Source organism: Verrucomicrobiota bacterium, from assembly GCA_016871535.1.
GTDB lineage: Bacteria > Verrucomicrobiota > Verrucomicrobiia > Limisphaerales > SIBE01 > VHCZ01.
Genome location: VHCZ01000064.1, coordinates 1 through 26,359, shown reverse-complemented (window position 1 = coordinate 26,359; position 26,359 = coordinate 1). Strand labels below are relative to the sequence as shown.

Below are 26,359 nucleotides of genomic sequence, written 5' to 3'. Positions count from 1 at the left end.
TGTTACGTTTCACGTTTTACGCATTACAGTTCTTTCTGCCGGCTTTTGCTGCCCCACAAACTTAAGGGCCCCGATTTACTCACTTGACCATTGGAGCCACGGGAGTTATAAAAGCCCGTGTAGCGAAGATCCGACTGCGTACAACGCAAACTCAACCCAACAAACCTATGACAAAGCGTGACTTGGTGGTTCGAATCAGTGAGGAAACGAGTCTGGTTCAGCAGCGAGTTCTGGAGGTCGTTCAGAAAACTCTCGACTACATCGCTGAGGCCGTGGCGAAAGGCACCAAGGTGGAGTTGCGCAATTTCGGTGTCTTTGAAGTCAAGATCCGCAAGGCCCGCGTCGGACGCAACCCCAATGCCCCCGCCGCCGACGTGCGCATTCCTCCCCGGGCCGTCGTCAAATTCAAGCCGGGAAAAGAAATGCGCGAAGCCGTGCTTAAACTTACCCCGAACGAAGGCGCGCCTTCTCCGGCTCAGCCCAAGCCATAGCGTCCGATTCGGTTTTCACACCTCAGGGAGTTCAGGTTTTCTTCCTGGGCTTCCCGCTTGAGTTTGTGGCTAAATCCCAGCATGGAACGTTTGCCGGGTTTTCGCGATTTTTATCCCGAACCGCTGCCGCACCAAGATCAGTGGAGCGCGGACGCGCGCCATTACATTTTCGACGCCTGGCGCAGCGTCGCCCGCCGCTACGGCTTTCGTGAATACGACGGCCCGCCGCTCGAATCGCTCGAACTTTACACGACCAAGAGCGGCCCCGAGATCGTCGGCCAGCTCTACAACTTCACCGACAAAGGCGACCGCGCCGTCGCGTTGCGTCCGGAAATGACGCCCACGCTTGCGCGCATGATCGCGGCGCACGAGCGGAACTACAAAAAGCCCATCAAGTGGTTCGCCATCCCGCAGCTCTTTCGTTACGAACGCCAGCAAAAGGGCCGGCTCCGCGAACATTTCCAGTTCAACGCGGACATTTTCGGCGAAACAGACCCCGCCGCGGACGCCGAATTGCTGGCGCTGCTCATCGATTCGCTTCGCGCGCTCAAATTGACGTCCGATGATTTCGTTGTGCGTCTGAGCAGCCGCACCGCCTGGCGCGAATTCTTCGCGCGCCACGGGAGCCATGCGGAATACGAGGACGATTTCTATCAGGTCATTGACAAATTGGAGCGCACCGAACCGGGGCAAAACGACACGAAGCTTCGCGCCCTGGGTTTCTCTCTCGATCAGGTCCAGGCCTTCATCGCCGCGGCTGAGCCGACGCCCGAACTCGGCACGATCCTGAAAAATCTTGCCGCGCGCGGCCTCGGCGATTTCGTCAAGATCGACTACAACGTGATTCGCGGCCTGGCTTACTACACCGGCGTGGTCTTTGAGGCGTTCGACAAAAAGGGCGAGTTGCGCGCCATTGCCGGCGGCGGACGCTACGATCACCTCGTCAAGCTCATCTCCGGCGGCAAAGTGGATTTGCCCGGCCTGGGTTTCGGCATGGGCGACGTGGTGCTGCTGGAGTTGTTGAAAGACCGGAAGCTTTTGCCGCAATCCGGCGCGCGGATCGATGTCTTCTGCCTGGTGGAAGATGAAACGCTACGGGCTGAGTCATTGCGCCTCGTGCAACAGTTGCGCGAAGGCGGCGCCGGCGTGGAGTATTCGTTCACGCCCGCGAAATCCGACAAGCAATTCAAACGCGCCCTCGAATTGAACGCCGTCTTCATGGTGAAACTGGAGCGGTCTCCCGACGGCACCGTAACCGCGAAGATTAAGAACTTGAAAACACGCGAAGAAAAGACGGCCAGTTTGACCGAGGTCAGCAAGTTCCTGCTAACGTAGGGCAAGCTTCCAGCCTGCCCCTGCAGATCGTAAACTGGGGTCGAGGGTCCCCGATATTTCGACAGAAGTTTTACGAAGAAGTATCCGTCGAAAAAGAATACTGCGGACGGCAGGCTGGAAGCCTGCCCTACTCTTCAGGAAAAGTTCGACAGCCGAAAAACCATTCGCCATCCTTTCGCCCGTTCAACTCCTATGCGTACACTCCTCATCGGCATCGACAGCGGCACACAATCCACCAAGGTCCTGGTCGTGGACGCGAAGAACGGGAAAGTCCTTTCCAGCGCGTCCCAGGCTTACGATTTGATCCCGAACCTTCCGCCAGGCGCGAAAGAACAGCATCCGCACACGTGGCGCGACGCCGCCGCCAAAGCCATCAAACAAGCTTTGAAAGCCGCGAAGGCCGGCGGCTCCGAGGTCAAAGCCATCGGCGTCAGCGGCCAGCAGCATGGGTTCGTCCCGCTCGACAAAACCGGTGCCGTCATTCGCCCGGCCAAACTCTGGTGCGATACTTCGACCGCGGCCGAGTGCGACGAAATCATGGCTCGGCTCGGTGGGCTCAAAGCCACCATCCGGACGATGGGCAACGCCGTGCTCCCCGGCTTCACCGCGCCGAAGATTCTCTGGTTGAAAAAGCACGAACCGAAAAACTTCATCCGCCTGGCCACCGTGCTGTTGCCGCACGATTACCTGAATTTCTGGCTGACCGGCGAGAAGGTCATGGAATACGGCGACGCCAGCGGCACCGCGCTGCTCGACGTCAAAACTCGCCGCTGGTCGGACAAAGTCCTCCGCGCCATCGATTCCGGTTTGGCGGGCAAATTGCCACCGTTGATCTCTAGCGATCGGCCTGCGGGACGTTTGCAGCCGTCCACTGCGAAAACGCTGAGATTGAACACCGACGTTTTGGTCAGCGCGGGCGGCGGCGACAACATGATGGGCGCCATCGGCACCGGCAACACGCGGCAAGGCGTGATCACGGCGAGCTTCGGCACGAGCGGCACGATTTACGCCTGCTCGGAAAAGCCGGTGATCGATCCGCAGGGCGAGATTGCCGCGTTCTGCGATTCGACCAATCGCTGGCTTCCGCTCCTTTGCACGATGAATGTCACCGTCGCGACGGAAATGGTGCGGCGCGATTTTCAGATGAGCCACGCGCAGTTCGAGGCCGCCGTCGCCAAAGCGCCGCCGGGCGCGGACGGATTGCTCTTGCTGCCGTACCTCGAAGGCGAACGCACGCCGAACGTGCCGGATGGCACGGGCGTCTTCTTTGGCGTCACAACGAAGACCTTCACCGCGTCCCACTACGCCCGCGCTGCGATGGAAGGGGTGACCCTGGGGATGAACTACGGCATGCGCCGCTTGGCTGAACTGGGCGTGAAACCGAAGCAAATCCGAGCCACCGGCGGCGGCGCCAATTCCAAAGTCTGGCGTCAGATCATGGCCGACATTTTCAACGCGGAAGTCGTGACGCTGAAAGTCGGCGAAGGCGCGGCCTATGGCGCGGCGTTGCAAGCGCTCTGGTGCTGGCGCCGCGAGCAGGGTGAGAAAGCCTCGATCGCGGACATCACGGATCAATTCGTGCAGTTGAACCGCGCCGAAACCGCGCATCCACGCCAGGACAACGTGCGCCGTTATCAGGAACTGCAAGCCTTGCAGGATGAAACGTCGCGCGCGCTGCGCGGGGCTTTCGTCAAACACCGGAAATTCGTCCTGCGATAGTCGCGTTCAGGACATGGTCTCCTTCGCAGCCTCGCCCCAGCGTTGATGCGCAGGGGCACTATGGGTTCGAGCCCTGCGAATCGATTTGCCACGCGCCGTCGAACCCCAATTGCGCCACCGATTGAACCCGAAAAGTCCTGGCCCCTGCGACTGGAGCTTCAAACTGAAAGGAAATGGTCGCATCCGGGCGAAGTGTGATTGTGGAATGTGTGAAAAGGATGGGAGTCGTCGTGTTGCTGGCGGAGGCGACATCGGGCCAGTTTCCTGCAACGTGCACCTCAAGTCAGTTGGTGGTGGAGACTCGGTCATTTCAAACCAGCCAGCGCTCCCGGACGCTGGTGAAGGTGGGCGACTTCGGCCGCGGTCAATTCGCGGTTGAAGACAGCCAACTCGTCCAGCAGCCCGATAAAACTGACCGCGACGTAAATCCCGGTCTTCTCCAAATCCCAGTCCATGCGCAGATCGTGGCCCCGAATTTCTCCGATGCGTTTGCCATCGATGTAAAGGGCCGAGTGCCCGTCTTTTTGCCCTGTGTCGAAATTCTTCCACGCCAGCGCGACGTGATGCCAATCGCCGGCCTTGAACCCGATGCTCTTCACCCAATGGATCGGCGCGTTGGGATCGGTTTCCGGAATCGATTTCATGCCTTCCAGCACGGCGGGAAAGGCGCCATGGCGAAGGTCGCGCGGTTTGGCGTTGTTGAAATCGACCCAGATGCCGCCGTTGCCCGCGCCTTTCTGGGTGATTTGAATGGGATCACAAAAGGTGGTCTTGAGCATCGTGTTCGGATCGGTGTTGATCCAGAACGAAACCGAGCCCGCCCATCCGCCTTTGCGGTAGGCGATATTGCCCTGGGCGGGGAAGAAGATGCGGCCATTGCGCGGTAACACATCAAGGCATTCCAGGGCTCCGCCGGAAATGCCTTTGCCGCGTGCGACCCGAAAAACGCTGGCGTCAAATCCATCCGTGAAGACGAACTTCCCTGGCTCGGTCTCGTGGTTGAAGCGGGTCCGCAGATTCAGGCTGCCGCCGCCAAAATCCCCTTTGGGCGAATCGTCGAATGACGCGTAGAAAGTGACGGCCCGGCGCAGGGCGGTTTCATCGAGTTTGGTGTCCTGGGCAAGGTTTGAGTTGGCGAGCATGATGAAGAGCAACAGCCACGGCGTGGCCGTCGATTTGGAGAGGTCAACAATTGAGGACATGAGCGTCGTGTGCATTGCGTGGCCGTTGACAAAGTAGCGCAGAATTGAATTCTGTTGTATCGCGGATTTGCAATCCGCAGGTCTCGGCAGGTTTGGCGCGCTTGGATTTCCCGCCGCCCTGCCGAATGCAATTCGGCGATACGGCAGATTGAAAATCTGCGCTACTTTGTCAACAGCCCGGGGCGCGCATTGCCGGTTTGTGCGGCACGCCGCACTCTATTCCATCCTCACCAGCCAGGCGAAGGGTTTTTGATCGAGACAGTATCCCCCCATTACTCCATTACTCCATTACTCCGTGACTCCGTTATCCCGTTGCGTTGTCCCGCCGTCTCCCCTCCCAGTCTTTGCTTGGCGAGACGCGGGGTGGGTTCTACTTTCAGCCATGCGTCAGGTGAGAATGGTCGCTCTCTACCTTCTGATCATTTTTCTGGGAAGCGCTCTGGCCGCGCCGTGGCTTTATAAGCTGCTTCAGGCGTTGGCGAAGGCCGTTCCGGCGTTGAGCGGCCTGGCTGAAACACCTTTTCCCAGAGTCATGAATCGAACGCTCATGGTTTTGGGCGCCCTCGCGCTTTGGCCCCTGGCGCGGGGATTGGGGGTCGGTTCGTGGCGAGAGATCGGATTGAGCAAAAGTGCCACTGCCTGCCGAGACATGACCGTGGGATTCCTGTTCGGGTTGGGATCCCTGGCTTGTGTCGCGGCCGCGGCGCTGGTTTATGGGGCGCGCGGTTGGGTGGCCGAACGCACGGCGATGGAAATCCTGCGGCATCTGGCGAACGCGGCCTCAGCGGCCATCGCTGTGTCGCTGATCGAGGAAATCTTTTTTCGCGGCCTGTTTTTCGGCGGGTTGAGGAAATCGATGCACTGGCCGCTGGCGCTCGGCCTGAGCAGCTTGATTTACGCCGGGGTGCATTTTCTCCAGCGCACGCAATTCGCAGGAGTGGTGGAGTGGACCTCCGGATTCGTGGTGCTGGGGTCGATGTTGCGGGGTTTCGGGGACGTCGGGATGGTATTTCCTGGCTTTCTAAATCTCGCGGTGGCGGGAGCGCTCCTGGCTCTGGCTTATCAATGGACCGGCGCGCTCTACTTTTCCATCGGACTCCATGCCGGGTGGGTCTTCTGGCTGAAGTCCTATGGTTTCTTCTCGAAGGAGGGAACCTCCGGCCATCTCTGGTTCTGGGGCACGGGCAAATTGATCGACGGTTTTCTGGCTCTCGTAGTCTTGTCGGTCATGCTATGCTTGCTGCTGAGAATCAGACCGGTGCCTAAACCGGACTGACGGATGGAGGGGAGAGCACGAATTGTGACAACCGTTCGCTTCGCAGGCCTGGTGAAAAGCTGGCTTGATGCCGGCCTGGGCTTTTTCTATCCTAATGTGTGTCAGATTTGTCGTTCCCAACAGGCGACAGCCGGGGAAGGTTACGTCTGTGCCGGATGCCGGCAAGGCGTGCGGCCGATCCAGGCGCCGTTCTGCGAACGTTGTGGGTTGCCGTTTGAAGGCGAAATCACCACACGCTTCGAGTGTGGCAACTGCCGTGAAATGGAACTGCATTTCTCGTCGGCGCGAGCCGTCGTGTCCGCCAACGGCGTGGCACTGGACGTTATCCACCGCTACAAATACCACCGGGCTCTGTGGTTCGAACCCTTCTTGGCCGATTTGCTCATTGCTCAGGCTGCCCCGCGGCTGCCGCGCACGGATTGGCACCTCATTGTGCCTGTCCCTCTTCATCCCTTGAAACAACGCGAACGCGAATTCAATCAGGCCGAACGGCTGGCCCGGCGACTGAGCGCCGCCACCCGAATCCCGGTTCAATCCTTGCTCCGGCGGGTTCAACTCACCCGGACGCAAACCCTTTTAACCCGTCCCGAACGCGCCGCCAACGTGCGCCGCGCCTTCGCGCCGACCCGGCGATGCCGTCTGCACGGCGAGCGCGTCGTGGTCGTGGACGACGTCCTGACGACCGGGGCAACGACCAGCGCCTGTGCCGAGGTTCTGCGCAAACATGGCGCCGCCGAGGTGTGCGTCTGGACCGTTGCCCGTGGCGTCTAAACCGACTAAACTTGGCACCCACCATCACCATGGCTACCACCACGTTCACCAAGAAGCGTCTCGGGCTGGAAACTCCGGAATCTCCTGCCCCGCCGCCGCCGCCGCCGGGTCCGCCGGCCAGCTTTCCGAAGAAGCCAAAGATTGGTCAAACCAAGTCCCGAAAGCGCGATATCCCGGAGGGGTTGTGGACCAAGTGCCCCAAGTGCTCGGTCATGCTTTATGACAAGGAGTTGGACGAGAACCTGAAGGTTTGCCAGCGTTGCCACCATCATTTTCCGATCGGCGCACGCGAACGCATCCATTCCTTGGTTGAAACCTGTTCTTTCCAGGAGATGGACGCCGAGATGACCAGCCTTGATGTCCTTGAATTCACCGGCGTCGCTTCCTACGCCACCAAACTGCAGGATTACCAAAAGTCCACCGGCCTGAAAGATGCCGTGATCACCGGCGTCGGAAAAATCAACGCGCACAAAGTGGCGCTGGGTGTCATGGACTTCAATTTCCTGGGCGGTTCCATGGGGTCCGTCGTGGGAGAAAAGCTCACACGGATGATTGAAACGGGGACCTCCAAGAGCCTTCCGGTCATCATTATTTCCACGAGCGGCGGAGCGCGCATGTATGAAGGCATGTTCAGCTTGATGCAAATGGCGAAAACGTGCGGCGCCCTGGCTTACCACGCCAAACAAAAGCTCCCTTACATCAGCGTGCTGACCCACCCAACCACCGCGGGCGTCATGGCCAGTTTCGCCAGCGTCGGCGACCTGATTATCGCCGAACCTGGCGCGATGATCGGTTTTGCCGGGCCACGCGTGATCAAGGACACGACGCAATCGGAATTGCCGCCCGGATTTCAAACCGCGGAATTCCTTCTGGAACACGGGTTGATCGATGCGATCGTGCATCGCAAGGAGATGAAGGAACGCCTTTCCTATTACCTGGACTACCTCACCGAAGGTCAGCGTCAGATGGCTTCGTTAGGTTGAGCTTGCAACTGGTAAGGGTCCCTGACAGGTGCGATTGAAAGTATCAGTCAGCAGCATTAGCCATGAACCCGGTAGGGCGAGTCCGTCCCGGCGAGCCGCTCGACGGGTTTGGAACACGTGTGATTCGGCTCGCTGGGGACAGGCTCGCCCTACCGTCAGGTTCATGGCAAGAACTGCTGCATCAAGTTTCTTGCCCATTCACCAATTTAACGATTTAACCTATTTAACGCTGGGACGACTTTGTTGTCCCTTGGCGCCCTGTATATGGTTTTGGTCATCGATAACTACGACTCTTTCACTTACAACCTCGTGCAGTATCTCGGCGAGATGAAGGTGGACCTTCAGGTCCACCGCAACGACCAGATCAGCCTGGAGAAAATCCGCGAGCTTGAGCCAGAGCGGATTCTGGTGTCCCCAGGCCCTTGCTCGCCGCGCGAATCCGGTTTGTCGAACGACATCATCCGCACCTTCGGGCCACGCATTCCCCTCTTCGGCGTTTGTCTGGGTCATCAGTGCATCGGGCACGTCTTCGGGGCGGACGTCGTCATCAATTACCGGATGATGCACGGCAAAACTTCACCCATAAAACACAACGGACAAGACCTGTTCCGCTCCATGCCCAATCCGTTTGTGGCCACGCGCTACCATTCCTTGGTGATCAAGCGCGACACCATTCCGGATTGCCTCGAGATTACGGCCGAGTCCGACGAAGGGGAGGTCATGGGCGTCCGGCACAAAGAGCATCCGATTTGGGGCGTGCAGTTTCATCCGGAAAGCATTCTGACCGAGCACGGCCGGACCATCCTGAAGAACTTCCTGAGCCTGTCTTAGATCGATTCCGACCTCTATGTCCCTTTAGTCCTTCGAGATTCACTCGTCCTGAACCGATCCCGCATGAACCCTTTGACCCTGACCGAGCTCGAAGCCGGACTCGACGCGATTCGAGGCGCGCCCAAGGACGCCGGCGTTTTGCAGTTGATTGTGCGCCGGCCGCAGAACGGCCAACGGGAGGTCCTGCAAGCAGGACGCCTGGAATTGACCGACGGTCTCGTCGGCGACAATTGGAAAACCCGCAGCCACTCCCGGACGCCGAATCCGGACACGCAGCTCACCGTTACGAATTCTCGCGTGATCGCGCTGCTGGCGCAGACTCAAGATCGTTGGCCGCTCGCGGGGGACCAACTGTTCATCGATCTGGATTTGAGCAAAGACAATGTGCCCTCTGGGACGCGATTGGCCGTCGGTTCGGCAGTGATCGAGGTCACTCCACCGCCCCACACGGGCTGCAAGAAATTCATGGGGCACTTTGGGCAGGAAGCCTTGAATTTCGTCAATTCACGGACTGGCAAGCACCTTCAACTGCGCGGCATCAATGCGAAGGTCATTCAGCCCGGCATGATTCGCGTCGGGGATGTCGCCAAGAAGCTTGCTCCGGAAGGATGCGTTACGGCCTAATCAGTAATCGGTGATCAGTGATCAGTTGTCAGTTGTCAGTTGCCAGTTGCGATCCTGACTGACGACTGACAACTGGCAACTGGCAACTGGCATGGCAACTGGCAACTGGCAACTGGCAACTGAATACTGATTACTGAACTCCGCTCTTTTGCCAGCGCGGACTTCAATAGAGAACCTTAAAGACCTGGAAGGTGAACCAACCCAATGCCGCCCCCGCAGGGATATCCACCACATAGTGCTGCTTGGTAAACAGGCAGCTCAACGCGATCAGAAACGGGAAGAGAAAGACCAACGGGCCCAGTTCCGGCAACAGATGCAGCGCCGTCAATGTCGCCACGGACGTGTGCATGCTCGGAAAGCTGTTCGAGCGTGCGTCGAAACTTTGCACGAAAGCCAGGAAACGCTCCGACCGGCCGCGGCGCGCATTGCACGTCCGCCACTCCACCGGGACGGCCACTGGAAATAAAGTGAAGAACGTCATCTGAAATCCCAGGAGCACCGTGTAGCTGATCGCGACGTAAAGAAAGTGCCGGGGCGATTCGATGATCCAATTGATGGCGAGAATCGCCGGGTAATACAGACAACTGTAAATCCAGACCCAGCGGGGACGGTAAGGGATGGCCTCGTCGATCCGGAGGCGCAGTTCACGCGGCGCCGTCAGGTGATTGCGCTGGCACCAGAAATAGAATTGGTAAACGCCCACGATCAGAAACACGCTGATGACCAGTTGAATGATGTAGTCTGTGGTTCGCATAAGCTGTGACAATCCCCGTTCATGGTGCTCTTCCCGCCAACCAATGAGGCAGTGCCGTTGTGAGCGGGGGAACATACGTGATCAACAAGACGCCCACCAGCAGTACGAGGAGCATAGGGAGCGCCGCGCGCGTCACTTCGGGGATCGGTTTCCCGAAGCGGTAGGACGCCAGAAAGAGATTCATCCCCACCGGCGGCGTCAGATATCCGAGTTTCAGGTTCGCGAGAAAAATAATCCCGAGGTGGACCGGATCGATGCCGAAAGCAACGCCCATCGGCACAATCAGCGGAACGACCACGACGATCGCCGAGAAGATATCCATCAAGCATCCGACCCCGAGCAACGCCAGATTGAGCAAGAGCAGGAAGAGCCACTCGGATTGGACTGCGCCTTGAATCCATTCCACAGCGCGCGTCGGCACGTCCGCCATGATCAAATAGTGCGTGAACCCCATGGCCACGCCCAGAATCAGGAGCACCCCGCCCACGAGCAGGCCGCACTCGGCCATCACGCGCGGGATGTCGCGGATGATCTTGAGATCCCGATAAAGAAACGTCTCCACGATGAATGCGTACAAGGCGGTCACCGCCGCGGCCTCGACCGGCGTCGCGAACCCGCCGAACAGGGCCCCCAGCGCCACGACCGGCAGCAGCAGTTCCCATTTCGCTTCCCAAAGCGCGCGCCGGGCCTCGGCCCAGTTGAAGGATCGCTTTTCCTCGTTCGTGCTGGGGCCTTGCCGGATGCCCCACCACGCGGTCAGCGCAACCATCAGGATTCCCGGCCCGATTCCGCCGAGAAACATTTTCTCCATGCTGACCTGCGCGGCGTCGGCATTCGCCACGTCGAGATTGGAAACCACGGTGCTGGCGACGATGGAATAAAGAATCAGGGGCAAACAAGGCGGGAACAGAAGTCCGAGCGATCCGGCGCCCGTCAGCAAACCGAGAGCGGTTCGCTCGGAATAACGCGCCGCCAGCAACACTGGCATGAGCAATCCGCCCAGCGCCAGTATCGTCACGCCCGACGCGCCGGTGAACGAAGTGAAGAACGCGCAGACCAAAGCTGTGGCCACGGCCGGTCCGCCCCGAACATGCCCTGCCAAAGCCTGGAACACTCCCACGAGCCGTTTCGAAGCCCCGCCTTCGGCCAAAAAATATCCGGCCAAAGTGAACAGCGGAATTGTCGGCAAGGAAACATTGGTCACGAGCGAGTAATGCTTCAAGGGAACGGTGGCCAGCGGCAAGCCATCGCTCCAAAAAAGGATCAGTGCGGCGCCGCCCAACAAGGCAAACACCGGCGCGCCCAGAACCGCGGCGACGAAGAGGCCTGCGAGAGCCAGCGGCGGCCAAACAAACACAACCGGGATAGCGCTCGCAAGCAATGCGCCGAGCAACCGGCCGCGCCACGCGTCCGACGCATGCCAGACGAGTCTCAGCGCCACGGCGGCGAATCCGAGCGGCAGCGCCAATTGCAGAATCCAAATCGGAATCCCATACGCGAGGATTTTGCCGCTGGCCTTTTCCGTGAGCAGGAAGCGCCAACTCGCCAGGGCGAGCAGGACACTGATTCCGGCCGCGACCGCATTCGCGCTCACGAGCGCTGCGGCTTTGGCTCTGCCCTTCAACAAAGCTGACAGCGACGACAGCGAGAGGAGCCGGCCTTCGCGCGCCGCCATCGCGCCGCCCAGCATGCCGACTATCAGCACGAAGTGCTGGACCAATGCGCTCGATCCGGAGATGCCCGTATGGAAGATTTTTCTTAGAGGAACCTCGATCAACGGCAAGAGCGTCATGGCGCCGAGCGCGAGCACGATCAGAAGGTTTTCGCCGGAACGCAGCAACGGCCAGGACCGCCGTGCCATGCACCCAGCCCATGAACCGAAAACTGCAGGGACCGCAGCCTTCAGGCTGCTTCCGCGCACGCTCCGGAGTCGGGCGCTGAAGCGGCCTAAAGGCCGCAGTCCGGAGGAACGGTTCATGAGAAGCTCCCTTGGTTTCAGAACCATCCCCACGGTCCATGAACTGTCAATGGCAGGGCGGCGCAGCCGCGCCGCTGCATCGATTGAAAACTGGCTGCGCGGCAACTCAGCTCTGCCAGGTTCATGGATAGCGCTTCGCCCATACGCAGAGATTTGGTCGCTTACGTGGACTTCTCCGCTTTGGCCGCCCGGTATTCCTTCAGCAGCATCTGCACTTCATCGAAGACTTCCGCCGGCACGATGTCGCCGCGGATTCTGTGGTTCACTCCCTCAACCACCTTGCGCCATTCCGCCGCCACCTCCGGCGTCACCGGATGGACTGTTAATCCGCGCCGTTTCATGGCGCCGACCGATTCGTCGCTTTCTCGGCGGCTCTTGGCCTTGATTTCCTCCCCGGCGTGCGCGGCAGCTTCCAACAACGATTTCTTGGCTGTCGCGGGAATCCTGTCCCAGGTTTCTTTCCTCACGACGGCTGCGCCGACCAGCGGCGCCCAATTCAAGTCGAGCATGTGCGGCGCGCGCAAATCCAATTGGCCCGCCAGGGAAAAGATGGGCGGAACGCAGAACGCGTCGATGAGGCCCGTGTTCAACCCGGTCACAATCTCCGCCGTTTCCAGCGGCACCGGATGGAAGCCGGCCTTCTTCATGATATCGACCTGCTTTTCGTTGCCGGCCCAGGCGAAAAGTTTCATCTTCCGCAAATGGTCCGGCCGGACCATCGGCTTTTTGGAAAAATAGCGAACCCATCCGGCATCGACCCAGAACAAGACCACGAAGCCTTTTTCCAAAAGCCGCTTCTCCAATCGGGGCCGCAGCTTCTCGTTCACGTAATCGAACTCCTGCAAATCGCGAAACGTCATGGGCATGCTCTGAAGGCCGGCGACGCCTGTCTCGATGTCGCCCAGGCCCACGGCGGTGAGCAACCCCGCGTCGAGCGTGCCGATCCGCATCAGTCGGACCATGTCTGCTTCTCCGCCCTGATTGCCGTCGGGAAAAATCTTGAGCTTCACTTTGGCGTCCGTGGCGCGCCGCCATTTTTCGCCCATGGCCAGGAGAGACTGATGATAAGAGGCCCCGCGCGGCGCAATGGTGCCGAGGTTGATGTGCAAGGCCGATTCGGCGGCGAACAACTGGCTTGCGGGCATGAGGGCGGCCAGGAATCGAATCGCAATCCAGATCGATCGGCACTGTGCGGCAAACGTTGAAATCCGCTGATCTGTGGCTCTCATGATAAGTCTCCTTAGAGCGTGTCCGAAAATTCCGCGGGGTCCTGTTTTCGCGCCAAAGGCCGGATGGCGAGGCGCGACGAAGGAGAATATCCTCCCTGGATCTTCGACTGAGGAGCAACGAAGCCAGGCGGCCTTTGGCGCGAAAACCCTCCGGGCGGCGGGTCTTTTGTCCGTGGCCTGCGTTGGCTCGGTCCTTACAGCCCGCGTTGGGGATGCTCGGACCTCGCCGCCTTGGCCACAGCCAAAATCCCTCGCCGCAGGACCCCGCGCAATTTTCGGACACGCTCTTAGTTGGTTTGGTTTTTGTTGAGAAAGAGTTCGTCCGCGCGGCCAAGCAGCCAGCGAGCGCGCCTTTGCATGATCAGATTCGCCAGCCGCCATTCCGGTCTCGCGTTCGCATCGATAGCCAGCGCGCGCTGGAGCAACGTTTGAAATTCGGCGCGGTTCTGTTTGGTGACACAGACCGATTCGGCGAACGCGACCAGCGGCCCGGCCTGCTGTCCCTGGCAGAGAGCCATCGCCCGGTCGAAGTGGTGTTTCGACCGAGCGATGGGATCGCCGGTTCCTCCCGACCGGCACAATTCGTAGGAGATGAGGAAGGAATGAATCGCGCCCGCGTTGAAGCGCTCGTCCAGTTCGAGCGCCCGATCCATCAACGCCTCGATCACCGGCAAATCGCCAATCAAATCTGGATTGTCCTTTTGCACCGAGACCGCGGCGGCCCATGAAACTGCCGTCCAGTAAAGCAGCGGGACGTCGGACGTGTGTGCCGCGCGCGCGGTTTGCCGCGGCGTTTGTTGAAGCGCTGTGGTAAAACCAGGATGGCTCGCGTCGAGTCCGCGCAATCCGTAGTCTCGCGCCCGCAAATAGAGCCGGCGGGCGCGGGCGCGCAACGCCGTGGCGGCGGCCAGATCCTGGTCCTCCATTTCGTCCGCCTCCTGTTGAACGAAGGCGTACGCGTATTGAGTAAATCCGCTGGAGGTGGCAAAGAGCAGCCCCTCGTGATGCGGGCTTTCGGCGAGCAAACTCTCCATGAGTTTCAGACTGAACGGCGCGGCGTCTTTGACCAAATCTGGATCGTCTTCGGCGGAAAAGGAGGTCCCGCCGCTGGCCAGCGCGTCTCCGAGTTTGTTGATCGCCATCTTTTTGATCGCGCAGCCGCTGGTGGTGAGGGCGGTGACGAGTGCACAGCAGCAAAATGAAAGGGTCTTCATGGAGTGAAATTCGGATTAGCTGTCATGGGAGTTCGTATAGCGCTTTGCCCGCGTGACGTGTTAATCGATAAACTTCGATGATGAATTGAATTAATCGATGTCGCCGTGTGCGGGCACTTCGCCCAAGCTGTCGCTCGTGGATTCGCTGTCAGCCGTCTCCCGGACCGTGGCTTTTTGGTCGCTTCAACGCCCCCGGTCGCTCCCGTTGGGTGGGGGCGCTGGCTTAAGCCACTCAAAGCTCCGAACAGCTTATGGGTTTCCTGCTGGCGCGCGTCAGATTTCTCATACAAAGTTCAGCCGGCCGGTGTCTATGGTTCGAAACACGTGAGCGACAGAAGTCAGAATGATTTTGCCTGGTGCGAGAGGCTTTACGATGCCAAGGCTCGCGAATTGATCCTTTATGGCCGCGCGCTCGGCTTGAGCTACGGCGAGGCCGAGGACGTTTTGCAGGAAACTTTCCTGGCTCTGATGAAGCGCGGCGCGCCTCCCCAAAAACCGGAGCACTATTGTTTGCGGAGTTTCCGGAACCGGGCACTCAACTACCGCCGTGGCCTTTGGCGGCGTTTGACGGGGGAACTGGAATCCACGCGCTGGTTCGAGCGTTCCGAGGACGAGACGCCGGCTGAACGCGCCGCCATGCGCGGCCTGGCCAAACTCCCGGCGGAGCAACGCGAGGTCATCGTCCTGAAAATCTGGCACGAATACACCTTTGAAGACATTGGCGAGTTGCTGGACATCTCGCCGAACACCGCCGCGGGCCGTTATCGATACGGCCTGCAGAAGTTAACCGCACATCTACGCGGAGGAGATTATGAACGATTCGAATCCTTGGGTGAATCAATTGCGCTCCTGGACCCCGCGTCCCCCGTCAAGAGCGCTTAAACGAAAACTTTTTTCGATTGCGGCCCCGAAGAAAACGGGCGCTGCGGCAGCTGTGTTCCGCGTAGCGCAGATTTGCAATCTGCCGTATCGCAGGATTGCATCCTGCGTGGCGTCGGCGGTTCGCGGCGCGCTGAGAATTCCTGGCGCTCTGCCGATTGCAAATCGGCGATACAGCAGACTGCAAGTCTGCGCTACGCCGAAACCAGGGTCGTTAGACATGGGCGCGGGCGCCGATCTGATCGGAAGCTGGCAATGGCTCGCGCCGGTGCCGGGCTGTTTGCTGGTCCTGGGCGGAATCTTCAATCCCAGGGACCGCGAACTGGCCCATCTGAGCGTGTCTGACACGAACAACTTGCTGGCGGTCCTGACCACGCAGCGAACCTATGCCGCTTATGTCTCAGCGGGATTCCACACCCGCCAGAATGCGGTCGGCTCGGACACTTTTGAATGGACAAACAGCCAGGGTTTGCCTTCAAGTGTTGCCCCTTTTTCGACCTATAACACGAATTACGCGGTCCGTTAGCGACATCGATGATCAATCAACAGAAAGTGCGTTTGACACCTGAGCTGCTGTTCCTCGCTGATCCCGGCGGCTGCCCGTCTGGGTCTGACGAGGTTGCGTTCTCCCTCACCCCGGCCCTCTCCCCTGAGGAGAGGGTGAATCGAACGCCGCGCTTCGAGGCGCCTGGCGCATTTGACTGGTCGAAGTGCAGGATGCCGAGTTCCCTCTCCCACGAACTCGATTCAACCGCGGATTACACGGATCACGCGGATAAATCCGCTTCTCCATCCGCGAAATCCGCGAAATCCGTGGTGAACAAGTCCGTTCAGGTATCCAATGTGCGAAACGTTTCGGAGAGCGCTCTCCCTGAGGGCGAGGGGAAAGGGAGGGTTCGAAACCGGGAACGCCGCCTTCGCTAGCAGCCAAGAACAGCAGCCGTTTTATCACGCATGGACAAACCGACTCCGGCGAAATCCGCACCGCCCTCCAGTCCGGCCTCCCCTCCGCCCCCGAAAGCGCCCTCCGTCATCCGCGTCCCGGCCAAACTGCCGCCTTTGTTTCGCCGGATTGACTGGATCACGTTTGGCGTAGTCACGCTGCTGGTGCTGACCGGTTACTGGCTCACCCTGGCGCCGGATCTCACCTTGGAAGACGCGGGCGAACTGGCGGTCGGCTCCTATTACGCCGGCGTGCCTCATCCGCCTGGCTATCCGGTGTGGACGCTTTACACGTGGCTTTTCACGCACATCCCGCATTCGAACATCGCCTGGCGCGTTGCGTTGTCGTCGGCGGTGGCGGGCGCTTTTGCGTGCGGGCTGCTGGCTTTGATGGTGTCGCGCGGGAGCAGCATGATGCTCGAAGGGGTGGCGGAATTGAAAGGAATCGCGGCTCACTGGGAAAGCGCAATTTGCCTGGCGTCGGGGTTCGTGGCCGGGACGCTCCTGGGCTTTAACGGTTACGTGTGGAGCCAGGCGGTGATTGTCGAGGTTTACACGCTGAGCATGCTGTCGTTCATGGGGGTGTTGTGCTGTTTGTTCCGGTGGATTTATGCGCCGCAGCAACTGCGCTATCTCTACTGGGCGTTCTTTTGGTTCGGGATATGTTTCACCAACCACCAGACGCTCATCGTGGCAGCGATGGGATTGGAGCTGCTGGTCCTCATGGTCCGGCCGGAACTGGGCCGCGACATGTTTCTCGGCAACGGCCTCGTGTATGTGCTGGGCCTGATCCTGAAAGGAAGCGGCAAGCTCACGGCGTTCGACAGCAATTTCCCGCTGTTCATGATTTACAATTTCGTCGGTCTGAAATCGATCGCGATTGCCGCCTACTTGACGATGAAGACCGGGCGTCTGGCCTCGGAGTGGAAACCTGTGCTCTGGTCGCTGGCGGTGTGGATTCTGGGCGCTTCCTTCTATTTCTACATGCCGATCGCGTCGATGACGAATCCGCCGTTGAACTGGGGCTATCCCCGAACGGTCGAAGGCTTCGTCCACGCTTTGACGCGCGGCCAGTACGAACAGACCAATCCGACCAGCAGCGTGATCCGGTTCGTTGACCAGGTTTGGTACGTCTTTGCGGATGGCGCGGTCAGTGAATTCGGGCGGGTCAATTTGCTGACCGGCTTGATTCCTTTCCTCTTTTATCGGCGATTCCAAAAGCGGGAGCGGGCGTGGATCGTGGGTTTGTCCGGGGTGTTTGTGTGTCTGGCCTTTCTGTTGTTGGTTCTGCTGAACCCGAACACGGACTTGCAAAGCCGGACCCAGGCCCGCGTTTTCTTCACCTTCTCCCACATCGTCATCGCCATTGCCATCGGCTACGGCATCACGCTGCTGGCGGGTGTGCTGGCGACGGAGTACAGGGTGTACCGTTCCATTATCTTGTGGAGCGCCGCCGCGGCTTCAGGCATCGAATTGTACAGTTTGTTCGACACGTTTTCGCGGACGCAATTCCCGCTCACGCAAGCGGCGGCCACGCTGGGCCTGGGCATCGCGGTCGTGTTCACGCTGGTGATCCTGGTGTGCCGGGAACGGGCGTTCTTGCCGCTGTTGCTCGGATTGCTGGCGTTGAGTCCCGTGCGTTCAATGCTTTCAAATTGGGCGGACAACGAACAACGCGGCCACCTGTTCGGCTATTGGTTTGGGCACGACATGTTTACGCCGCCCTTTGGCATTTACCCGGAGATGCCGAAGCATACGATCCTGTTTGGCGGGACGGATCCGGGGCGGTTCAACCCGACCTATATGATTTTTTGCGAGAGTTTCCTCGATCCCAAATACAAGCCGCTCGACCCGAAATTCGACCGCCGCGACGTTTATTTGATCACCCAGAACGCGCTCGCGGACAAAACTTACCTCGATTACATTCGCGCGCATTACAATCGCAGCGCGCAATCCGATCCCTACTTTTTCTCAGAACTATTGCGGACCGACAAGGAACGCGAGCTTGGGCGAACCAACCTTCTGGCGCGCGCGCTGTTGCCGCTAGACCGCCATTTCACGCAATTGGGCGAGCGCATCGAAAAGCGGCGTCGCGACGAGGGCGTTTATCCGCCTTACGAAATCAAGACACCGACGAACGAGGATTCGCAGCAGGCCTTTCACGATTACCTGAACGACGCGGCCCGCCGGCTCCAGCACGACACGCAGTTCCCGAACGAACCCAAGCAGCTCAAGCCCGGCGAAGGCGTCGCCTTCACGAAAGATGGCCGCGTGCAAGTCAGCGGCCAGGTCGCGGTCATGTCCATCAACGCGCTCCTGGCCAAGGTGATCTTCGACAAGAATCCGACCAACGAATTCTACATCGAAGAAAGTTTCCCGCTCGACTGGATGTTCCCGTATCTGACGCCGTACGGGATCATCATGAAGATCAACCGCAACCCGGTTCCGGAGATCACGCAGGACATGATCGACAAAGATCACGCGTTCTGGACCCAGTATTCCGAGCGGCTGATCGGCAACTGGATCACTTACGACACGAGCATCAAGGAGATTTGCGATTTCGCCGAGCGCGTTTATCTGCGCCACGATTTCACGGGATTCAAAGGCGACCGGCGGTTCATCCGCGATGACTTCGCCCAGAAAGCCTTCTCCAAACTGCGCAGCGCGATCGGGTGGATTTACGGCTGGCGGCTCAGTTACGAGTGTCCGGACACTTACCGGCCCAAAACCCCCGCCGAGCAACAACGCCTGATGAAGGAAGCCGAGTTCGCCCTCAAACAATCCTACGCGTTTTGTCCGCTCAGCCCGGAAGCGCTCTACAAGTATGTCAACTTGCTGATTCTCCAAGGGCGGTCTCAGGAAGCGCTGATGATCGCAGAGACGAGCTTGAAATTCGATCCGAGCAATCCGGTGTTCCAAAGTTACGCCGCCAACCTTCGGAACATTGGAGGATCTCAATCGCAACTCACCCAGGCGCAAAGCCAGTTCGCGGCGCTTGAACAGCAGTTTAATGCCAATCCAACCAACTTCGCGCTCGGTCTCCAACTGGCCTCGGCCTACATCCAGCTCCAGCGCGGCGACGCCGCGGTCCCGATCCTCGACCAAATGAGCGCCCAGCCGCAGGCGGACGCCGGGACGCTGTTGCAGATCGCGCAATCTTACGCGCAACTCGGCAAGAGGCCGCAGTTGGATGGCGTGGTGCAGAAGCTCAAAGGCCTCCAACCTGCCCTCGAGCAGCAATACCAGGCGGCGACCAACAACACCGAACTCGCGTTCCAGTTGATTTACGTCTATTTGATGACGCAGCAAACCAATGCCGCGACGAATCTGACAGATCAAATCGTGGCTCGGCCGGACGCCGATGGCGCGACGCTCTTGCGGGCGGCGCAGGTGTACAATCAGTTGCAGACCCCGGCCAAACTGGAAGTAACTCTGCAGAAGTTGGTCGCCGCGGTCCCTACCCATCCCGAAGCGTGGTATGACCTGGCGGGCGTCCAGGCAGCGCTGGGCAAACCCGCCGAAGCGATCACCGCTCTACAAACGGCCGTTCAGCTGAGCCAGCAACGCCTCTCCACACAGGCAACCGCGCGGGATTTGCGCGTGGAAGCAGGAACCGACCCGCGATTTGCCAGCCTGAGGGCGGATGCGAACTTCCAAAAGCTCCTCAAGCCGCAATAGGACCACTCCCGACTAAATCAACCCCCGTGAGGCGGTGCTTGTAGCTCGTAGTTGAGCACCGCCAGGCAGTAGATCGCAGCGGTTTCACTGCGAAGAATCAGTTGGCCCAACGTAACTGGCAGGGCGCCGCTGCTGGCCACCGCATTGATCTCCGCCGGCGTAAAGTCGCCCTCGGGCCCTACCCAAACGCACACTGATTTGGGCAGCCGTTGATGCTCGGCCTGGAAGGTCGTGAAATAGGACCTTGGATGGCGCGCGTTGTTTCGGAGCGTCGCGATCAAAGCCAGATCGGATTTCTCTTCCCGAGCGAGAAAACCCGCCGGGGATAACGGAGAATCTATTTGCGGCAGCCAGGCCGATCCGCATTGCTTGATGGCCTCAATGGCCGTGCCGCGCCACTTCTCGACTTTCGCGGAGGCGCTCTCCTCGCTGACTTGCGCCACCGTTCGCTCGGAGAGAACAGGCACGATTCGATCCGCGCCTAACTCCGTGGCTTTCTGCACGATCAGATCCATGGTCTTCCCTTTGGGGACGGCCTGGACGAGCGTCAATCTGTAAGGCAAGGGCTGGATGAACACTTTGTTCTTTACCGCCAGGGTCACGCAGTCGCCGCTTAGCCCGGTGATTTCACAGAGAAACTCGTACCCGGCTCCGTTCAGGACGACCACGCGTTCGCCGGGCCGCAGGCGGAGCACGTCGGCGGCGTGGTGGGCTTCGCCGTCCGTGAGAGTCAGGATGGCGGATTGTGTCTGTTCAGGCGGAAGATAGAAGCGGTGCATGGGCTATCTCAGGGCGAGGATTGGGATTAGGAGTAAGATTAGGATTAGGATTCGGAGCGGGCGGCAAAAGATAGCCAAACAAAGGAGCGGTTCCTCATCCTAATCTTACTCTTACTCTCACTCTTACTCGTAATCGGCCTTCCTCTATCTGAAGAAATTCTTCGCTTTATCGAAGAATCCTTTGCTGATTGGGTTGACCGTTGAGTCGCACAATTCGGCGAATTCCTGGAGCTTGGCTTTCTGCGCGGAATTGAGGTGCGTGGGAACTTCAACCACTACCCGGACGTGCAAATCTCCCTGGCCGTACCCCTGGACGTTCCGCACGCCCTTTCCCTTAAGGCGGAAAACCGTTCCGTTCTGGGTCCCCGGAGGCATCTTAATCTGGGCCTTGCCGGTCAAGGTCGGAACCTCGATCTCACCGCCCAGGGCCGCATCGACAAACCGGACCGGCACCTCGCAAACGAGATCGTCGCCATCGCGCTGGAAAATCTCGTGGGCTCGGACGTGGAGCACGACGTATAAATCGCCCGCCGGCCCGCCCCGCCCGCCCGCCTCGCCGTTGCCCGAAGAACGCAAACGCGCCCCGGCATCGACCCCGGCGGGGATTTTGATTTTGATCTTGGACGTTCGTTCTTTGCGTCCGGCCCCGTGGCAGGAACGGCAGGGCTTCTCCAGGACCCGCCCGGCGCCCTCGCACCGCGAACAGGTTTGGGCAATGCTGAAGATGCCGCGCGACATCACGACTTGCCCCCGGCCCCCGCAAGTTGGACAAACCTTGGTCGCCGATCCGCTCTCCGCCCCGGATCCGTGGCAGACCTCACAAGCATCGAGTTTGGTGACTGGAATCTCCCTCTCGCAACCCAGCGCGGCTTCCTCGAAGGTGATCTCCATGTCGTAACGGAGATCCGAACCGCGCTGCGGCCCGCCGGGGTCGCGATGGCCGCCGCCGAACAAGTCGTCGAAAATGCTGCCGCCGCCTCCAAAGACTTCGCGGAAAATTTCGAACGGATCGTGAAAACCGCCGCCGCGTCCCCCGGCGCGCATGCGCGGATCGAAAGCGGCGTGTCCGTATTGGTCGTAAGCGGCGCGCTTCTGGGGATCGCTCAAAGCCTCGTAAGCCTCCCCCAGTTCCTTGAACTTCTCTTCCGCGGATTTGTCGCCCGGATTTTTGTCCGGATGATACTTTAAGGCGAGTTTGCGGTACGCTTTCTTGATGTCCTCCTCGCTCGCGCCCCGCTCGACGCCGAGGACTTCGTAGTAGTCTCGTTTGGCCATAGCGGTTACGCCCCGGGTTTTTTGGCGACGACCACGGTCGCCGGGCGAAGCAAACGATCGCGCAACTTATAGCCTTTTCGCAGTTGTTGAAGCACGTGGCCATCCGGCACCTCGGCCGATTCCTGCTGGGAAACGGCCTCGTGCCAGTTGGCATCGAAGAGTTTGTTCGAGGCGTCGATTTCCTCCAGACCGGCCTCCGCCACCAGGGACTTGAGCTGGCTGTGAATCATCGTGATGCCGGTGCGGATCGATTCGACGGAACTGGATTGGGGTTGGTTGGCGGCGGCGGCGGCCATGTCGAAATTATCCAGCACCGGAATGAGTTTCTCCAGCAAGGACTCATTGGCATACTTGACCGCATCCTGGCGCTCGCGGGCGGAGCGTTTCTTGTAGTTCTCAAAGTCCGCGGCGGCCCGGAGCAACCGATCCCAATATTCGTCCGCCTTTGCGGCCTTCGCCCTTAACTCTTCAATCGCCTCGGGAGTCAGGCGTGCCGGAGTGGGTGGGACCGGAGCTTCCGGTATCGGAATGGCAGGATCGGGCTTCGGCTCCGCTTCGGGAGCGGCAGCGGTAAGTTCGGGCCGCGGCTCGGTCGCCGCCGCCACATTTTCAAGATTGGCCAATTTGTTCTCTTTCTTACTCATGTCGTTCGTTCCGCAAGCGCCGGAACATACACAAAGGTTGCAGGCAGGGCAACAGGCGTTGCAACGTTACAAACGTTACAAGGTTAAATCGTTAAATGGGTTAAATGGGGCATTGGCTGGCCCGGTATTGACCTTAGTCGTAAACTTAATCGCAAAATGGATCGAATCTGGCGCCTGGGCGTTTGGGGGGGCACTGACAAAGTAGCCCAGAATTGAATTCTATCAGTATCTCTGGAAATCGTCGCAAGCCGCGCAAATCTTCTCGTCGTCGTCCTCGTAATCGCGGCAACCGAGGAGTGCGAGGACGAGGACGATCGCCTGTGTGTCGGAGTTCGGGAGATTCGGAAAACGGCAGGGCAGGTTGCCGGCGCCCCTTCACCCAAACCGGTAGTGCTTGCGCACCGGCGCTTTGACCTCCCAGACGCAGGAGAGTCCTTGGGGAAATACCACCAGATCGCCTTTGCCAAATGAGACGCTCTGGCTGCCGCTATCCACCGTCACCTCTCCCTCCAGCAAGTAGCAAGTCTCCTGGTCGCTGTAGGACCAGTCGAATGTGGAGACGCCGCAACTCCAAACCGGCCAGGAGCACACCCCGAGGGTTTCCAGTTCCTCTGGGGTTGGTTTGCGAATCTCAATCCTCACCTTGCTTGCAACGCTTGAACGATTCGACGCTCCACGCTTCAACGCGCCGTCAGCCATCCTGGCTTCTCCGGAAGGGACGCGTCGAACTCCTTGATCAGTTCTGCTTCGTAAGCACCCGCGTAAGTCCCGGCCCAAAAGCGGTCCAGCGCTTCTTCGTAAAACCGTTTCCAGGAGAGGTCTTCCTTGCCAGGCACGATGGGATAGAACAACGCGCCATTGCTCCGGGCAGCTTTGAAATCGCCCGGCGCGTCCCCGATCATCAGGATTCTGGAATCGGGATATTTTCCTTTGGCCGCGAACTTGATGTGCTCGCTCTTGGTGCCCATTTCCTGGCCGGCAATGATCTTGGGATATTTGTCGACGCCATGCTCGGCCCACTCCCGCGCCAGGGCTTCGGCGGGTGTCTGCGAAACCACGAGGGTGTCGGCCTTCTCAATCGTCTTGAGCAAGCTTTCCCGGAAGAGTGGGAACGGCGGCACGCCCTTGACTATATCTTCGACCTGGACGTTGACGGCGTCCGACCACCGCTTGACCTGTTCCAGGCCTTTATTGCCGCGCTTGACCTCGGCCGCCAGGGTGGCGTTGCCCAGTTTCGTTTCGCGCGCGACCCATTCATCCACGGCTTTTGTGTCCGGCACGGTCACGCGCCGCGCCATCACCTCCGGCCGCTCGCGCAGAAGATTGAGCGCTCGCGACAAAGCCGGGAATCGATTCGCGCCGCGCGTCTTGGAGTAGAGGTTGACGAACTCCCAGGTTTCGCGCGCGTATTTGCTCACGGCCTGGAGGTCGAAATGCTTGATGAACATCGGCGCGAAACACTCCTTGTGCTTGATCTCCATCGAATCAAACACGCAGCCATCGGAGTCGATGCCGATGAAGAATTCCCGGGTGGGTTTGAAGTCTAGCAGGACTTGGGCTGGATCGCTCATGTCCGCGGATCACACATTGTACGTGCTCGAACTGACGTCGCCTCCGCGCCCGGTCCAATTCGTGTGGAAGAACTTCCCGCGCGGCTGATCGAGCCGTTCGTAAGTGTGCGCGCCGAAGTAGTCGCGCTGCGCCTGGAGCAGATTCGCCGGCAGCCGTTCGGCGCGATACTGATCGTAAAAGGCCAGGGCCGTGCTGAAGGCCGGGACCGAGATGCCCTTCTTGGCCGCGGTCGCAACCGCGTTGCGCCAGCCTTTCTGGCACTTCTTGATCTCGCCGCGGAAATAGTTGTCGAGCATCAGATTCACCAGCTTCGGATTGTTGTCGTAGGCTTCTTTGATCTTGCCGAGGAACCGGCTGCGGATGATGCAGCCGCCCCGCCACATCAACGCGATGCCGCCGTAATTGAGGTTCCACTTGTATTCCTGGGCCGCGGCGCGCATCAGCATGTAGCCCTGCGCATAACTCACGATCTTGGAGGCGTAAAGCGCCTGGCGAATGCTTTCCACGAACTTCGCGCGATCCCCTGAGATCGCCGGACGCGGACCCTTCAGCTTCTTCGACGCCTTGACGCGTTCCTCTTTCAAAGCCGACACGCAACGGGAATAGACGGCTTCCGCGATGAGGGTGATGGGGATGCCGAGGTCCTGCGAATTGACCACGGTCCATTTCCCGGTGCCCTTCTGGCCGGCGGTATCGAGAATCTTTTCGACCAAGGCCTGGCCGTCCGTGTCCTTGAAAGCCAGGATATCCCGCGTGATTTCGATCAAATAGGATTCAAGCTCGCCCTCATTCCATTCCTTGAAGACCTTGTGCATTTCGTCGGCGGACATGCCCAGGCCGGTTTTCATGAGGTTGTAAGCCTCGCAAATAAGCTGCATGTCCCCGTACTCGATCCCGTTGTGGACCATTTTCACGTAATGACCGGCGCCTTCTTCGCCGACCCAATCGCAGCAAGGCGCGCCGTCGGAGACCTTGGCGGCAATCGATTGGAAGATCGGCTTGACGTGCGGCCAGGCCGCGGGAGAACCCCCCGGCATGATCGAAGGCCCGCGGCGAGCGCCTTCCTCGCCGCCGGAAACGCCCGTGCCAATGTAGAGCAGTCCTTTGACCTGAAGATATTTGACCCGCCGATTTGTATCCTCGAAAAGCGAGTTGCCGCCATCGATGATAATGTCGCCGGCTTCGAGGTGAGGCAGCAGTTGCTCGATGAATTCATCCACGGCGCTGCCCGCCTTGACCATGAGCATCACGCGACGCGGTTTCTTGAGGAGGCTGGCCATTTCCTGGAGAGAATGGGCGCCGATGACCTGGGTGCCTTTGGCCTCCTTGTTCAGAAAATCGTCCACCTTCGACACCGTGCGGTTGTAAGCGACGACGGTGTAACCGTGGTCGTTCATGTTGAGGATCAGGTTCTGGCCCATAACGGCCAGACCAATCAGTGCGATATCACCTTTAGGTTCCATGTTAGTAGGCTTTCGTTCGAGTCGCGCTACGATACTAGAGCCGGTTCGTTGTGCCAGTAGTATTTTTCCCCGGACGTTTACCGAGGCGTTACTGATCAGACCGTGGGATAGAATACACTTTGTTGCGTCGCATTTGGGCTCTGGCGCGACGAAGGAGAATATCCCTGGTGGATCTTCGACTGAGGCGCAACAAAGCCAGATCCCAAATGAGGCGCAACCCGCAGGGCCGGGGGTCTTTTGGCCCGCCGCTTCCTCGGTCGCTCGTTGTGGATCGCAGGGATACACCGCCTCGCGCGCTCCTCGCCGATGGCCAAAATCCCTCCTGGCAATGTGTATTCTATCCCACGGTCTGATTAGTAACCGGAACGACACGCCCTCCGTCACGGCGTACGCAACTCTACGCATTTCCTTCAGACTGCGGATGGGATAAGTATCACGAACGCCGGAAGCCGCTCTTGGTTGCACTTGTTTGAGTAGAAATTTTATGCCCGCACCAACTCTCGAAGATCTCACGCTCCATATCCGTAAGGTTCTCCCCGAACCCAAAGCCCTGGCCCATCTGCAAACCAATACCCAGGCCGGCGTGGTCGAAGGGTGCAGGACATAATTGTGGTGAATAAGACGGTTGTGGAATTTTAGGCGGCGAATTTCAGAGCATCATTTCGGGCTGCGTGCGTGTTGGCGCGGTCTTGCCAGAACGCATCGAATCGGTCGCTCAAG

Annotated in this window: 22 protein-coding genes; 11 read left to right on the top strand and 11 right to left on the bottom strand. The window is 59.4% G+C overall.

Annotated elements, in window-relative coordinates:
* The first annotated feature begins 167 nt into the window (after positions 1-167).
* The 3 genes from FJ398_10915 (at position 168) to xylB (ending at position 3,545) form a co-directional block, all read left to right on the top strand.
* Complete coding sequence (locus FJ398_10915; GenBank protein MBM3838458.1) at positions 168-491, top strand: integration host factor subunit beta; 324 nt, start codon at positions 168-170, stop codon at positions 489-491.
* Positions 492-572: 81 nt separating this feature from the next.
* Positions 573-1,826 carry a histidine--tRNA ligase gene (gene hisS, locus FJ398_10910; GenBank protein MBM3838457.1) on the top strand — a complete coding sequence of 418 codons (1,254 nt, stop codon included), beginning with the start codon at positions 573-575 and terminating at the stop codon, positions 1,824-1,826.
* 192 nt (positions 1,827-2,018) lie between these two features.
* The gene (xylB, locus tag FJ398_10905) at positions 2,019-3,545 is read left to right on the top strand and encodes a xylulokinase (GenBank protein ID MBM3838456.1); all 1,527 of its coding nucleotides are present in this window, start codon (positions 2,019-2,021) and stop codon (positions 3,543-3,545) included.
* A gap of 305 nt (positions 3,546-3,850) precedes the next feature.
* Here xylB and FJ398_10900 read toward each other — a convergent pair whose 3' ends face one another.
* Positions 3,851-4,762: a LamG domain-containing protein gene (locus FJ398_10900; GenBank protein MBM3838455.1), complete on the bottom strand. Its 912-nt coding sequence runs from the start codon at positions 4,760-4,762 to the stop codon at positions 3,851-3,853.
* 367 nt (positions 4,763-5,129) lie between these two features.
* On the opposite strand from FJ398_10900, the gene FJ398_10895 reads away from it, so the two are divergent.
* From FJ398_10895 to FJ398_10875, 5 genes are all read left to right on the top strand, one after another.
* Positions 5,130-6,023, top strand: a complete 894-nt coding sequence (locus tag FJ398_10895; GenBank protein MBM3838454.1) for a CPBP family intramembrane metalloprotease — start codon at positions 5,130-5,132, stop codon at positions 6,021-6,023.
* Positions 6,024-6,026: 3 nt separating this feature from the next.
* Complete coding sequence (locus tag FJ398_10890) at positions 6,027-6,794, top strand: ComF family protein (GenBank protein ID MBM3838453.1); 768 nt, start codon at positions 6,027-6,029, stop codon at positions 6,792-6,794.
* A gap of 29 nt (positions 6,795-6,823) precedes the next feature.
* Positions 6,824-7,777, top strand: coding sequence for an acetyl-CoA carboxylase carboxyltransferase subunit beta (locus tag FJ398_10885; GenBank protein MBM3838452.1), 954 nt, complete (start codon positions 6,824-6,826; stop codon positions 7,775-7,777).
* 264 nt (positions 7,778-8,041) lie between these two features.
* On the top strand, positions 8,042-8,608 hold the full coding sequence (locus FJ398_10880; GenBank protein MBM3838451.1) for an aminodeoxychorismate/anthranilate synthase component II: 567 nt from the start codon (positions 8,042-8,044) through the stop codon (positions 8,606-8,608).
* 63 nt (positions 8,609-8,671) lie between these two features.
* Entirely contained in the window at positions 8,672-9,232 is a 561-nt protein-coding gene (locus FJ398_10875; GenBank protein ID MBM3838450.1) for an MOSC domain-containing protein, read from the top strand.
* 163 nt (positions 9,233-9,395) lie between these two features.
* Here the strand turns inward: FJ398_10875 and FJ398_10870 are convergent, their stop codons facing one another.
* The 4 genes from FJ398_10870 to FJ398_10855 form a co-directional block, all read right to left on the bottom strand.
* A complete protein-coding gene (locus FJ398_10870) occupies positions 9,396-9,986 on the bottom strand; it encodes a phosphatase PAP2 family protein (protein ID MBM3838449.1) in 591 nt (196 codons plus the stop codon).
* A 19-nt stretch (positions 9,987-10,005) separates the two neighbouring features.
* A complete protein-coding gene (locus FJ398_10865) occupies positions 10,006-11,991 on the bottom strand; it encodes a TRAP transporter large permease subunit (protein ID MBM3838448.1) in 1,986 nt (661 codons plus the stop codon).
* Positions 11,992-12,125: 134 nt separating this feature from the next.
* A complete protein-coding gene (locus FJ398_10860) occupies positions 12,126-13,109 on the bottom strand; it encodes a C4-dicarboxylate ABC transporter substrate-binding protein (protein ID MBM3838447.1) in 984 nt (327 codons plus the stop codon).
* A 371-nt stretch (positions 13,110-13,480) separates the two neighbouring features.
* Positions 13,481-14,407, bottom strand: coding sequence for a hypothetical protein (locus FJ398_10855; protein ID MBM3838446.1), 927 nt, complete (start codon positions 14,405-14,407; stop codon positions 13,481-13,483).
* Positions 14,408-14,491: 84 nt separating this feature from the next.
* On the opposite strand from FJ398_10855, the gene FJ398_10850 reads away from it, so the two are divergent.
* From FJ398_10850 to FJ398_10840, 3 genes are all read left to right on the top strand, one after another.
* Entirely contained in the window at positions 14,492-15,289 is a 798-nt protein-coding gene (locus FJ398_10850; GenBank protein MBM3838445.1) for a sigma-70 family RNA polymerase sigma factor, read from the top strand.
* Between the two features lie 217 nt (positions 15,290-15,506).
* Positions 15,507-15,812 (top strand): hypothetical protein, encoded by a 306-nt coding sequence (locus tag FJ398_10845; protein MBM3838444.1) that lies wholly within the window; start codon positions 15,507-15,509, stop codon positions 15,810-15,812.
* A 428-nt stretch (positions 15,813-16,240) separates the two neighbouring features.
* A complete protein-coding gene (locus FJ398_10840) occupies positions 16,241-19,906 on the top strand; it encodes a DUF2723 domain-containing protein (protein ID MBM3838443.1) in 3,666 nt (1,221 codons plus the stop codon).
* A gap of 17 nt (positions 19,907-19,923) precedes the next feature.
* Here FJ398_10840 and FJ398_10835 read toward each other — a convergent pair whose 3' ends face one another.
* From FJ398_10835 to gnd, 6 genes are all read right to left on the bottom strand, one after another.
* Positions 19,924-20,685: a 16S rRNA (uracil(1498)-N(3))-methyltransferase gene (locus FJ398_10835; protein ID MBM3838442.1), complete on the bottom strand. Its 762-nt coding sequence runs from the start codon at positions 20,683-20,685 to the stop codon at positions 19,924-19,926.
* Between the two features lie 144 nt (positions 20,686-20,829).
* Positions 20,830-21,960, bottom strand: a complete 1,131-nt coding sequence (gene dnaJ, locus FJ398_10830; GenBank protein ID MBM3838441.1) for a molecular chaperone DnaJ — start codon at positions 21,958-21,960, stop codon at positions 20,830-20,832.
* Between the two features lie 5 nt (positions 21,961-21,965).
* The gene (grpE, locus tag FJ398_10825) at positions 21,966-22,604 is read right to left on the bottom strand and encodes a nucleotide exchange factor GrpE (protein MBM3838440.1); all 639 of its coding nucleotides are present in this window, start codon (positions 22,602-22,604) and stop codon (positions 21,966-21,968) included.
* 375 nt (positions 22,605-22,979) lie between these two features.
* Entirely contained in the window at positions 22,980-23,246 is a 267-nt protein-coding gene (locus FJ398_10820; protein ID MBM3838439.1) for a cupin domain-containing protein, read from the bottom strand.
* Positions 23,247-23,284: 38 nt separating this feature from the next.
* Entirely contained in the window at positions 23,285-24,175 is an 891-nt protein-coding gene (locus FJ398_10815; protein ID MBM3838438.1) for an HAD family hydrolase, read from the bottom strand.
* 9 nt (positions 24,176-24,184) lie between these two features.
* Positions 24,185-25,639: a decarboxylating NADP(+)-dependent phosphogluconate dehydrogenase gene (gnd, locus tag FJ398_10810; protein ID MBM3838437.1), complete on the bottom strand. Its 1,455-nt coding sequence runs from the start codon at positions 25,637-25,639 to the stop codon at positions 24,185-24,187.
* Positions 25,640-26,359: the final 720 nt, after the last annotated feature.